Here is an 11,689-nt window from a genome sequence, read left to right on the forward strand (position 1 = left end):
CCGCCAAAGAACGCCGCCGCAAACACCGATTTTTTTATATTTAATGGTAATAATGTAGAAGATGCTGGGCAAAGTCCATGTCGCTTCTTTTGAGAGTGTCTTGTGAGCCCTTCGGTTGGCCTGCTGATGCAATAAAACATTGACAACGTGTGGTAAGCAAGAATAGTGCGTGATAGACTACGCCATCCTCTCAGACAAGACCCGTGGGCGGGCAGGCAATTTGACTGCCGGTCACACTATTTGACAGAGCTTCGATTTTTTTGACAGAGCTTAAAGGCTTGTTAAATCAATTGGTTGTTAAGGAAAGTCGCGTTATGGGCACCTTTTAGAGTGAACATGAGCGTGGCGAACACATAGTTAATCCGTTGCCGAATTTGCGGCAACCTTTATTCTCCAAGGAGATACCTGTGGCGAACAGCAAGCAAGCACGCAAGCGCGCCCGCCAGGCCGAGACTCGTCGCGTCCTGAAAGCCAGCCAGCGCAGCATGGTCCGCACCTATATCAAGCGTGTGATCAAAGCGATCAACACCGGCGACCACGGCAAGGCGATGGAAGAGTTCAAGGTAATGCAGCCGGTCGTTGACCGTATTGCTGATAAAGACGTGCTGTCCAAGAAGAAAGCAGCGCGCCTGAAAAGCCGTTTGAACAAGCGTATTAAGGCACTGGCGGCGTAAGCCGGCAGGCGCCATAAAAAAAACCGGCTACGGCCGGTTTTTTTGTGTCTGATGGTTTTATCTAATGACTCTATGATGGGTATTGGCCATCCGCGCCTATGGATCCAAAAATGACCTCAAACACGCCGCCGAATGAAACTTCCGCCGCGCCTGACGCACCGTTACGCCGTGGGCTAATGCGCTCGGGGCTAGTGGTTAGTTCCATGACCATGCTTTCCCGCGTGATGGGCCTGATCCGTGATGTAGTGGTGGCGACGCTTTTGGGCGCCGGGAATGGCGCGGATGCCTTTTTTGTCGCTTTTAAAATTCCTAATTTTTTACGTCGCCTGTTTGCTGAAGGTGCCTTTAACCAGGCCTTTGTGCCGGTGCTTTCCGAGTACTCGACCCAGCGCAGTAAGCAGGAAATTCGCGAGTTGCTCAACGCCGTAGCCGGTAGTTTAACCGCGCTATTGGCCTTGATTACCGCGCTTGCGATGCTGTGCGCGCCTTGGCTTATCTGGGTGTTTGCGCCCGGTTTTGGCAGTGACCCCGCCAAGCATGCCTTGACTGCCGATATGCTGCGCCTAACGTTTCCGTATTTGCTGCTGATCTCGCTCACGGCTTTTTCTGGCAGTGTGCTAAATACCTGGAACCGTTTTGCAGTGCCCGCCTTTACGCCGGTGTTGCTCAATCTGTCACTCATTGGCGCCGCGCTCTTTTTAATGCCGTTAATGGATGAGCCCGCCATGGCGCTGGCGTGGGGCGTACTGATTGCAGGTGCTGCCCAGCTGATTTTCCAGGTGCCGTTTTTAATGCGTTTGGGCTTGATGCCCACGCCTTGGCCGAACTTCGCTCATGAAGGCGTTAAACGCATTTTAAAGCTGATGGGCCCGGCGTTGTTTGGGGTCTCGGTCTCGCAAATTAACCTGCTGCTGGATACGGTGTTAGCGTCACTGCTGGTGGCGGGCAGTGTCTCCTGGCTTTACTACTCTGACCGCTTGGTAGAGCTGCCGCTCGGCGTCTTTGGCGTGGCGATAGCAACGGTGATATTGCCCGCGCTTTCCAAGCGCCACGCTGAACAGTCAAAGGCACATTTTGCCGCCATGCTCGACTGGGCGATTCGGTTAGTACTTCTGTTGGGCCTGCCCGCCGCACTGGCGCTGGCGGTATTGGCCGAGCCGCTATTGATCACGCTATTTCACTATGGCGCAATGACCGACCACGATATTCAGATGGCCGCGATGAGCCTGCGTGCCTATGCCTTTGGCCTGGTCGCCTTTATGCTGATTAAGGTATTGGCGCCTGGTTTTTTTGCCCGCCAGGACACCAAAACGCCGGTGAAGGTGGGTATTATCGCCATGGTCGCTAATATGGTGTTCAACCTGATGTTGATTTGGCCGCTTGCCCATGCCGGGTTGGCGCTCGCCACGGCGCTGTCGGCATTTTTGAATGCGGGTATGCTGGGGGTGTTGCTGTATAGGCAGGGCGTGCTGGTTTTTCAGCCGGGCTGGGGCCGGTACGCGGTGCAACTACTGGGCGGTAGCGGTTTGATGTGTGTCGCGCTTTATATGGTGTCGCCAGAGTGGCACGCTTGGCTTGCGTTTAGCCTGTGGCAGCGTGTTGCCTGGGTGGCCGGGCTGGTAGGTTTGGGTGGCGGAATTTATGTTGCCTGGCTTGTCGCGCTGGGCCTGCGGCCACGGCATTTTAAAATGCAGAGCTAAGCTGTACAGCGGCAATGCGTGGCCGAACGCTTAAAAGCCACGTTGAATCGGCAGAGAGTTAGACATATATCACGGTAGGTTCGCTATAATCAGAGCTTTTTAAGCTTCGCCCAAACCCAACACGGCTTGGGAGCGGCAAATTATTAACGGCTGAGGTGCCATGCGCGTCATTCGAGGACTGCACAATCTGGTAGCGGCACAGCGTGGCTGCGTCGCTACCATTGGAAATTTTGACGGTGTGCATCGTGGCCATCAGGCAATTTTGCAGCAGTGCCGCGAGCACGCTGCACGCCTAAACGTGCCGCTAACCGTGGTCGTGTTTGAGCCCCAGCCGCGTGAGTATTTTGCGGGTGACCAGGCACCACCACGGCTAACGCGCTTGCGTGAAAAGGTGCGCCTGTTGGGTCAGTACGGCGCTGAACAGGTGCTGTGCCTGCCGTTTAATAATGCCCTTAGAAGCCTGACCGGGCGCGAGTTTATTGATCAGGTGCTGATCGAAGGGCTGGATGTTAAACATCTGGTCGTTGGCGATGACTTCCGTTTTGGCTGTGACCGCCAGGGCGACTTTACGCTGCTGGCAGCGGTGGGCGAAGAGCAGGGCTTTGGGGTTGAGCATACCCGCACCTTTACGGTTGAGAACGAGCGGGTTTCAAGCTCACGGGTGCGTACCTTGCTTGCCAGCGGTAACTTTGCCGCAGCGGCCAATCTGTTAGGGCGGGCGTATTCGCTTGATGGGCGTGTGGTGCGTGACCAGCAGCTTGGCCGCACCATTGGTGTGCCCACGGCGAACCTGCCCCTGTTGCCTCAGCCCTTAACGCTGCGCGGTGTCTATGCCGTTGGGGTGACGCTTGAAAACGGCCAACGCTACCACGGAATTGCTAACGTCGGCTTTCGGCCGACGGTTGGCTCCAAGCGGCCCACGCTGGAAGTTAACCTGTTTGATTTTGACGGTGACCTCTACGACAAGCGCATGACGGTATTTCCCTGTGCGCGGCTTCGTGGGGAAGTGAAATTCGACAATTTTGATGCACTAAAAGCGCAAATTGAGCACGATCAGGGCCAAGCGCATCGCTACTTTGCGACGGCAGACACTGACGGTAATAACGCGCTACCGCTAGCCTCGGCCCCACTTGGGCGTGAGGCTATAGTCTCCAAGACACAGGCTTCCAAGACAATTTCTTCTGATCCTTCTTCGGCGGATGACGCTGCCGATGCTAACAACGGCTGACCGAACCATGGACTATAAGCACACGCTAAACTTGCCTGAAACCGACTTTCCTATGCGTGGCATGTTGCCTAAGCAGGAGCCGGGACGCGTTTCACGCTGGCAAGATATGAACCTGTACCAGCGCTTGCGCGAAGCGCGTGCTGGCGCACCGCTGTTTGTACTGCACGATGGCCCTCCCTACGCCAACGGCAGTATCCATATTGGTCACGCCGTTAATAAAATTTTAAAAGATATTATCGTTAAATCGAAAAACCTGGCGGGCTTTGATGCGCCTTACGTGCCGGGCTGGGACTGCCATGGTCTGCCCATTGAGCACAAGGTAGAAACCACGCACGGTAAGCACCTGGCGCCTGCAAAAGCGCGAGAGCTATGCCGTGAGTACGCGGGTGCTCAGGTTGAAACACAGCTGGCTGATTTTGTGCGCTTGGGGATTATTGGTGATTGGAATCATCCCTACCGCACCATGGACTACGCCAATGAAGCCGGCGAGATTCGCGCTCTGGCCGACATGGTCGAAGCGGGCTACGTCTTCAAAGGCCTGAAGCCGGTTAACTGGTGCTTTGACTGTGGCTCGGCGCTGGCTGAGGCGGAAGTCGAGTATCAAGACAAGAAGTCCGATGCGATTGATGTCGCCTTCCCGGTGGAAGATGCCGATAAGCTGGCCGCTGCGTTTGGCTTAACCGCGCTGCCCAAACCGGCTGCGGTGGTGATCTGGACCACCACGCCGTGGACCATCCCCGCCAACCAGGCGCTCAACGTTCACCCCGAATTTACCTACGCGCTGGTCGATACCGGCGAGCGGCTGTTGTTGCTGGCTGAAGAGCTGGTCGAAAGCTGCCTTGAACGCTTTGGTTTACAAGGCGAGGTCATCGCTACCACTCGCGGTGAAAAGCTAGACCTGATCAACTTCCGTCACCCCTTCTACGATCGCCTATCACCGGTTTATCTGGCCGATTACGTCGAGTCGGAAGTGGGCAGTACCGGTATCGTTCACTCCGCGCCTTCTTACGGCTTGGATGACTTTAATACCTGCCGCGCCCACGACATGAGCTTTGACGACATGCTGAACCCGGTACAGGGCAACGGCGTGTACGTTGATGATTTGCCTTTCTTCGGCGACCAGATGATCTGGAAAGCTAACCCGAACATCGTCGCCAAGCTTGAAGAAGTGGGTGCGCTGATGGCGCATAAGCCCATCGTGCACAGCTACATGCACTGCTGGCGCCATAAAACGCCGGTTATCTACCGCGCGACAGCCCAGTGGTTTGTGGGCATGGATATTCAGGGTAAAGATGGTAAAACCCTGCGTGAACGCGCGCTGGAAGGCATCGAGGCGACCCAGTTCACTCCCGCCTGGGGCCAGGCGCGTCTGCACAGCATGATCGCTAACCGCCCGGACTGGTGCATCTCGCGTCAGCGTAACTGGGGCGTGCCGATTCCGTTCTTTCTGCATAAGCAAACCGGCGAGCTGCATCCGCGCACCATTGAGCTGATGGAAGAAGTCGCTAAACGCGTGCAGGAGCAAGGCATTGATGCCTGGTTTAGCCTTGACGCTGCTGAGCTACTGGGCGCGGAAGCGGCCGAATACGACAAGATTACTGACACGCTGGATGTCTGGTTTGACTCCGGCACCACGCACCGTCATGTGTTGCGCGGCTCTCACCCTCATGGCCATGAGAGTGGCCCTCGGGCTGATTTATATCTTGAAGGCTCTGATCAGCACCGCGGCTGGTTCCACTCGTCGCTGCTGACGGGCTCGGCCATTGACGGCCATGCGCCCTATCGGCAACTGCTAACCCACGGTTTTACCGTCGATTCGCAAGGCCGCAAGCAGTCCAAGTCGTTGGGTAACGTCGTCGCACCGCAGTCGGTAATGGACAAGCTGGGTGCCGACATTCTACGCCTCTGGGTGGCCTCGACGGATTACTCCAATGAAATGGCCGTGTCGGATGAGATCCTCAAGCGTACAGCGGACGTGTATCGGCGTATTCGCAACACCTCGCGCTTTCTTTTGGCCAACCTGACCGGCTTTGACCCGGCGCGCGATATGGTGGCTTTTGAGGATATGATTGCCCTGGATCGCTGGGTCGTTGACCGCGCATTGCAGCTACAGGAGCGCATTCAGAAAGCGTATGAAGAGTACCGGTTCCTGGACGTGTATCAGCAGGTGCATACCTTCTGTGCGCGCGACCTGGGTGGTTTCTATCTGGATATCATCAAGGATCGCCAGTACACCACTCAGGCTGATTCACTGGCGCGCCGTAGCTGTCAGAGCGCGCTCTATCATGTTATCGAGGCGCTTTCGCGTTGGGTCGCACCGATTCTCTCCTTCACCGCTGAGGAGATTTACGAGCATATCCCGGGTAAGCGTGGCGACAGCGTGCTGCTGGAAACCTACTATACCGACCTGAAGCCCCTTGATGCTGACGCCGAGATGGGGCGTGAATACTGGGAAGCAGTGCTAGAGGTCAAGCAGGCGGTGAATAAGCGCTTGGAAGAAGCGCGTAGCGAAGGGGCCATCAAAGGCTCGCTGGACAGCGAAGTCACCCTTTACGTCAGCGACGAACTCAATGTGTTGCTGTCACAACTGGGCGACGAGTTGCGCTTTGTACTGATTACCTCGGAAGCGACCCTCAAGCCGCTGGCGGATGCCGAGGCATCTGCCTACAGCGAGCTAGAAGGGCTCAAAGTAGCGGTTGTCGCCAGTGCGTTTGAGAAATGCGAACGCAGCTGGGAGCGCCGCCCTGACGTAGGCACGCATCCTGAGCATCCCACGCTGTGCAAGCGCTCGATTCTTAACCTGCCGGATGGCCCGGGTGAGGTGCGTCACTATGCCTGAGTCGGTCTCGTCCAACGCGCGGCCGCCCATGCGCCAGCCGCTGCGCTGGCTGTGGTTGGCCGTTGCCGTGATTGTGCTGGATTTAGCCACCAAGGCGATTGCCAGCAGCCAGTTGGGGTATCTGCAGCCGGTAGAAGTGCTGCCGTTTTTTAACTTCACCTTAATGCATAACACGGGGGCGGCCTTTAGCTTTTTGGCTTCCCACCCTGGCTGGCAGCGCTGGTTTTTTGCGGTCATCGCGATTGGCGCAAGCGTGGGCTTAACCATCTGGCTTTCCCGTGTTAGAGCCGATGAAAAGCTGCTGGCCATTTCGCTTCCGCTGATTATCGGTGGGGCGCTTGGGAATCTCTATGACCGCCTGGTGCATGGCTACGTGGTCGACTTTTTATCGTTTCATGTGGCTGGTTGGTACTATCCTGCCTTTAACGTGGCAGACATCGGGATTACCTTGGGGGCCATTGGGTTGATTTGGGAGTCAGTGATGGGTGACCGGCGGCGTAAAAAAGCCCACCCAACGATGTAACCCGCGACCTCTAACCCGGTTAGCATCTAATACAGGCCCTGGAGGCATTCTGCCAGGGCCTTATCACATAGCGAGCAGTGTAATGAGTGATTACCTGATTGATGAGGGGATGGAAGTGACCCTGCACTTCACCCTGAAACTTGAAGATGGCACGGTAGTAGACTCTACCAAAGAGAAGGCTCCAGCTACCTTTCAGTACGGTGACGGCAATTTGCCACCCGGCTTTGAACACCCGATTAAAGGCATGACAACGGGCGAGACAGGTACTTTTCAGGTCTCTCCCGAGCATGCCTTTGGGCAGCACAATCCGCAAAATATCCAGACGTTAAAGCGCGCTGATTTTGGCGATGAAGCACCTGAAATTGGTATGGTGATGTCGTTTGCCGATAAAGCAGGAACGGAATTGCCTGGTGTGGTCAAAACCATTGAAGGCGACCGCGTCGAGGTGGATTTTAATCACCCGCTGGCGGGGCGCACGTTAACCTTTGACGTTGACGTACTGGATGTAAAACCGGTTACAACGCACTAGTCTTTAGCATTGGCTTTAGCATTAGCCGGGTTCTTATTCACTAAACGGTGCGGTAACGCATCAAGGCGCTACTATGCAATCGACGCAAGCACAGCCCATACAGATCAAATTGGCCAATCCGCGTGGTTTTTGTGCCGGCGTGGATCGCGCTATAGACATCGTCAACCGTGCACTGGATGTGTTCGGGCCGCCTATCTATGTGCGCCATGAAGTTGTCCACAACCGCTTTGTGGTGGAAACGCTGCGTGAGCGTGGGGCTGTCTTCGTGGAAGAGCTCGATGAAGTGCCGGATGACGTGATCGTTATTTTCTCTGCGCATGGCGTGTCTCAAGCCGTACAGTCCGATGCTGACCGGCGTGGGCTGAAAGTGTTTGATGCCACTTGCCCGCTGGTCACCAAGGTGCATTTGGAAGTCTTGCGCTACGCCAAACGAGGGCACGAGTGCGTGCTGATTGGGCACGCAGGCCACCCCGAAGTAGAAGGCACCATGGGGCGCTATGACACTGCGCATGGCGGCCGCATCTATCTAGTGGAAGATGAGCAGGACGTTGCCAACCTGGAGGTCAATGACCCTTCCAGCCTTGCCTTTGTGACCCAAACGACGCTGTCGATGGATGACACGGCCAAAGTGATTGACGCGCTGCGCGAGAGGTTTCCCGAGATCAGTGGGCCGCGTAAAGATGATATTTGCTACGCCACGCAAAACCGCCAGGACGCGGTGCGTGAACTGGCCGCGGACAGTGATCTAGTGCTTGTAGTGGGCAGCCCCAATAGCTCCAACTCTAACCGACTGCGCGAGCTTTCCGAGCGTATGGGAACACCGGCGTACCTGATAGATAATGCTGACCAGATTGAGCCAACGTGGCTTGAAAACGTCGGCCGCATCGGCGTAACGGCGGGTGCCAGCGCCCCGGAAGTGCTGGTGAAAGGCGTAATTGGCAAGCTTCAGTCATTGGGTGCCTCCATGCCGGAAGAGCTAAAAGGCCGGGAGGAGAGCATTACGTTCTCCATGCCCAAAGAGCTGCGTGAGCAGGTCATCGTCAGCAGTTGATGCACTGCGTATGCGGTGGCTGACGCAGGAGCATCACGTGAGGTTTTCGCTTTATCCTTATCCTTTTCGCGCTGGCGACTCGATAGAGCGTCAGCGCGGTTTTACGCTTCTTGAGCTTGTGGTGGTGATGGGCATTCTCGGCCTTATCGCTGGCATGGCTTACCCTGCCTACACCCGCTACCTTCAAACATCCCTGCGCACGGATGCGCATGCGGGGTTAAGGCAGGCGGCGGCTGAACTAGAGCGCTGTCACGCCCGAACCTACACCTACCAGGAGTGTGAGATGTCCCGCCTGTCACCAAGCGGGCATTATCGCCTTGCCTATTCTGAACGTCAGAACGGTCGCTATGTGCTAAGCGCATCGACTGAGCGAAAAGATGGCTGTGGCCAGGCCATAACGCTCAGTAGTCAAGGTGAACGCCTGCCCGAGACGTGCTGGTAAGTGCGGCGCCAAGAGGGGGTTACCCTGGTGGAGGTGTTAATTGCCTTGGCCTTGCTGGCGTTTGGGCTGATCGGCATCGCCGCCATTCAGCTAACGTCGCTGCAAAGTGCCGCTTCGGGCTACCAATACTCCGTGGCAAGTGTGGCAGCTCTGGATGCACAGGAGCGTGCCTGGGCGCAGCTGGCGGCGAAACAAAACTGCCGACACCTCACGGCGGAGCTGGAGAGTGACTGGCAGGCCGAGTGGTTTACGCCTTCACAAGCACCGCTTAACGGTGCAACGGGCACGGTTGATAGCGCTTTTGTATCCGGAGGTTGCCAATTGACCGTCTCCATTACGATGCGTGCACGGTCTTCCAATCAAGCGGCTGACCATTTTGACTACGTGTTTACCTTGCCCTTTATTGAAGCGCGCTATGCTGGCGAGGCGCCTAATGCTCAATAAGCGCCAAGGAGGATTTACGCTGGTTGAAATGATGGTCGCGATGGTGATCGGCGCCATTATTATTTTGGGCGCAGGCCAGCTTTTGTTAACCACCGTGACGACCTTTCAGCGCGTCGAGGCCATCAGTCGCGAGCAGGAAGCGCTTGTTTTTGCCGTTCAATCGCTCACCCGGGATATTCGTAAAGGCGAGGCAGGTCAATATGAGATCAATGACTCGCTGGTCGATGCGACCACCTGTGCATTACGCCATAACAGCCAGCCCTTGATAGAAGGGCTTTATAAAGGCAATCACGCATGCGACGCGCTTAGCCTGTTTGAGAAAGACGCCGGTGGTATAGCAGGGCTTTATCGGATAACGCTCCAATTTGCGGGCGAGCGCCAAACACCGTTTGTATGGCATGTGATGCAGCGTGATCACGTTATTACGCGTCGTACACCTCTTCCCGCCACGGAGGGCAGTCCATGAAGCATCAGCAGGGGGCTGCGCTGGTGATCGTCATGGCACTTCTTTCTGCCGCGCTGCTGCTGGGCGTGGCGAGTATGCGGACGGCGTTAGTTGATGAGCACTTGGCGGGTAATTTTCGGGTTGCCGTTCAGGCCCAAATGCTGGACGAGAGTCTGCTGGCTGTCTTGTCGGACCGCCAGTATGCAGCATCGCGGGATGCCTTCTTGAATCGTTTACTAACGTACCCACCAGGCTTCGATATCGGCGATAAGCGACAGTTGCAGAGCGATGATAGTCAGGCGTTGCTGCCACGCCAGGCGCTCAACGCACTGCTTGAGGCATTGCCAATAGCGCAAGCCGAGGGCCAAAGGCGATTACTTGATGATCTCATCATTGATATTGAACGGCTGGCGGATCAGCGCGTTGCCATCACGGCCAGAAGCGGTGCTACGCCTGCCGGTACGCACGTTGTTTTTGTGAGGCAAAGCCCTGAAGAAGCAACGTGGCGGCTGGCAGGATTGCGCTGATGGCATTCGCCACGCGTAAATCTGCGCGTTATGATAGGACTATTTGCCCAAGAGCCTAAACACAATGAGTCAAACTGCTAAAACCCGCGTCTTAACCGGTATTACAACCTCCGGTACACCGCACTTAGGCAACTATATTGGGGCCATTAAACCGGCGATTGAAGCAAGCCAGGACCCCAATGTGCAGTCGTTCTATTTTTTGGCGGATTACCACGCCCTGATCAAGTGCCAGGACCCTGCGCGCGTGCAAGCGTCACGCCTGGAAATTGCCGCAACATGGCTGGCGCTTGGGCTGGATACTGACAACGCCATTTTTTACCGTCAGTCTGATTTGATTGAAGTTCAAGAGCTCTCGTGGATGCTTTCTTGCGTGTGTGCCAAAGGCCTGATGAACCGCGCCCACGCCTACAAAGCCGCCGTGGCTGAGAACGAAGAAGCAGGCGACCAGGATGCGGACAAAGGCATCACCATGGGGCTTTTTGGCTACCCGGTACTGATGGCTGCCGATATCCTGATGTTCAACGCCAAAAAGGTGCCGGTAGGGCGCGACCAGATTCAGCATATCGAAATGGCACGTGATATGGCCGGGCGGTTCAACCACCTCTATAAAGGGCAGTACTTTACGCTGCCCGAAGCGGTGGTGAATGAGAAGGTGGAAGTGTTGAAAGGGCTGGACGGGCGCAAAATGTCCAAAAGCTATAACAATACGATTCCGCTGTTCTCACCCGAGAAAAAGCTTCAAAAGCTGGTGCGTAAAATCAAGACCAACTCGCTTGAGCCCGGCGAGCCGAAAGACCCGGATACCTGCACTCTGTTCCAGATATACTCGGCCTTTGCGACCGAAAGCGAAACGTCTGCTCTGCGTGAACAGTACGCCGCCGGTATTGGCTGGGGCGATGCTAAAAACCAGGTATTTGAGTATATCAATGCGCACCTGAGCGAACCCCGGGAGCGCTACAATGCGCTAATGGATGACCCAGCTCATATTGAAGCGGTGCTGCAAAAAGGCGCTCAGCGCGCTCGGGAGGAGGCTGCGATAACCATGGATAAACTGCGCTCAGCGGTCGGCCTTGGGCGTTTTGTCTGATGGATGATTGACGCACTTTATAGTGAGAAAAAGCCAGCCTCAACGAGGCTGGCTAGCGGTTTTCAATGACTGCCCAACTGTATTACTTCACTACCGGGCAACGCTCGCGGCGCAGTGACTTCATCAGTGTGTCATCGACGTCCAAGTGGCCTTGAACAATGCTGGCGGGTGTCAGTGCCAGCCATTGGTTTAGTGAAACA

At 55.8% G+C, this 11,689-nt stretch carries 12 protein-coding genes; all 12 read left to right on the forward strand.

Going from position 1 to position 11,689, the window contains the following annotated elements; all coding sequences use genetic code 11:
- The first annotated feature begins 407 nt into the window (after positions 1 to 407).
- The 12 genes from rpsT to CZ787_RS16635 all read left to right on the forward strand — a co-directional run bounded on the left by rpsT (position 408) and on the right by CZ787_RS16635 (position 11,489).
- A complete protein-coding gene (gene rpsT / locus CZ787_RS16580) occupies positions 408 to 674 on the forward strand; it encodes a 30S ribosomal protein S20 (RefSeq protein ID WP_009097974.1) in 267 nt (88 codons plus the stop codon).
- A gap of 110 nt (positions 675 to 784) precedes the next feature.
- Positions 785 to 2,374: a murein biosynthesis integral membrane protein MurJ gene (gene murJ, locus CZ787_RS16585; protein WP_087111231.1), complete on the forward strand. Its 1,590-nt coding sequence runs from the start codon at positions 785 to 787 to the stop codon at positions 2,372 to 2,374.
- Between the two features lie 160 nt (positions 2,375 to 2,534).
- Positions 2,535 to 3,602, forward strand: coding sequence for a bifunctional riboflavin kinase/FAD synthetase (gene ribF, locus CZ787_RS16590; RefSeq protein ID WP_087111233.1), 1,068 nt, complete (start codon positions 2,535 to 2,537; stop codon positions 3,600 to 3,602).
- Between the two features lie 7 nt (positions 3,603 to 3,609).
- Positions 3,610 to 6,441, forward strand: coding sequence for an isoleucine--tRNA ligase (gene ileS / locus CZ787_RS16595; RefSeq protein WP_176372240.1), 2,832 nt, complete (start codon positions 3,610 to 3,612; stop codon positions 6,439 to 6,441).
- Positions 6,434 to 6,964, forward strand: coding sequence for a signal peptidase II (gene lspA, locus CZ787_RS16600; protein WP_087111235.1), 531 nt, complete (start codon positions 6,434 to 6,436; stop codon positions 6,962 to 6,964). Before ileS ends, lspA begins: the two co-directional genes overlap by 8 nt.
- Positions 6,965 to 7,046: 82 nt before the next feature.
- Positions 7,047 to 7,493, forward strand: a complete 447-nt coding sequence (fkpB, locus tag CZ787_RS16605; RefSeq protein WP_087111237.1) for an FKBP-type peptidyl-prolyl cis-trans isomerase — start codon at positions 7,047 to 7,049, stop codon at positions 7,491 to 7,493.
- Positions 7,494 to 7,566: 73 nt separating this feature from the next.
- The gene (gene ispH, locus CZ787_RS16610; protein WP_087111239.1) at positions 7,567 to 8,544 is read left to right on the forward strand and encodes a 4-hydroxy-3-methylbut-2-enyl diphosphate reductase; all 978 of its coding nucleotides are present in this window, start codon (positions 7,567 to 7,569) and stop codon (positions 8,542 to 8,544) included.
- Positions 8,545 to 8,581: 37 nt separating this feature from the next.
- Positions 8,582 to 8,986 (forward strand): type IV pilin protein, encoded by a 405-nt coding sequence (locus CZ787_RS16615; protein ID WP_254908637.1) that lies wholly within the window; start codon positions 8,582 to 8,584, stop codon positions 8,984 to 8,986.
- The gene (locus tag CZ787_RS16620) at positions 8,987 to 9,430 is read left to right on the forward strand and encodes a type IV pilus modification PilV family protein (RefSeq protein ID WP_087111242.1); all 444 of its coding nucleotides are present in this window, start codon (positions 8,987 to 8,989) and stop codon (positions 9,428 to 9,430) included. It abuts the gene before it with no gap.
- Positions 9,420 to 9,896, forward strand: coding sequence for a PilW family protein (locus CZ787_RS16625; protein ID WP_176372241.1), 477 nt, complete (start codon positions 9,420 to 9,422; stop codon positions 9,894 to 9,896). The genes CZ787_RS16620 and CZ787_RS16625 overlap by 11 nt, the downstream gene beginning before the upstream one ends.
- Entirely contained in the window at positions 9,893 to 10,402 is a 510-nt protein-coding gene (locus tag CZ787_RS16630; RefSeq protein ID WP_087111246.1) for a hypothetical protein, read from the forward strand. Before CZ787_RS16625 ends, CZ787_RS16630 begins: the two co-directional genes overlap by 4 nt.
- Before the next feature lie 64 nt (positions 10,403 to 10,466).
- Entirely contained in the window at positions 10,467 to 11,489 is a 1,023-nt protein-coding gene (locus tag CZ787_RS16635) for a tryptophan--tRNA ligase (RefSeq protein WP_087111248.1), read from the forward strand.
- Positions 11,490 to 11,689: the final 200 nt, after the last annotated feature.

The organism is Halomonas citrativorans (assembly GCF_900163645.1).
In the GTDB taxonomy this organism is placed as follows: domain Bacteria; phylum Pseudomonadota; class Gammaproteobacteria; order Pseudomonadales; family Halomonadaceae; genus Vreelandella; species Vreelandella citrativorans.

Bases quoted from the DNA above. Each gene is read 5' to 3' on its own strand.
- murJ (WP_087111231.1), top strand. From the start codon at position 785: ATGACCTCAAACACGCCGCCGAATGAAACTTCCGCCGCGCCTGACGCA.
- ribF (WP_087111233.1), top strand. From the start codon at position 2,535: ATGCGCGTCATTCGAGGACTGCACAATCTGGTAGCGGCACAGCGTGGC.
- ileS (WP_176372240.1), top strand. From the start codon at position 3,610: ATGGACTATAAGCACACGCTAAACTTGCCTGAAACCGACTTTCCTATG.
- lspA (WP_087111235.1), top strand. From the start codon at position 6,434: ATGCCTGAGTCGGTCTCGTCCAACGCGCGGCCGCCCATGCGCCAGCCG.
- fkpB (WP_087111237.1), top strand. From the start codon at position 7,047: ATGAGTGATTACCTGATTGATGAGGGGATGGAAGTGACCCTGCACTTC.
- ispH (WP_087111239.1), top strand. From the start codon at position 7,567: ATGCAATCGACGCAAGCACAGCCCATACAGATCAAATTGGCCAATCCG.
- CZ787_RS16625 (WP_176372241.1), top strand. From the start codon at position 9,420: ATGCTCAATAAGCGCCAAGGAGGATTTACGCTGGTTGAAATGATGGTC.
- CZ787_RS16630 (WP_087111246.1), top strand. From the start codon at position 9,893: ATGAAGCATCAGCAGGGGGCTGCGCTGGTGATCGTCATGGCACTTCTT.
- CZ787_RS16635 (WP_087111248.1), top strand. From the start codon at position 10,467: ATGAGTCAAACTGCTAAAACCCGCGTCTTAACCGGTATTACAACCTCC.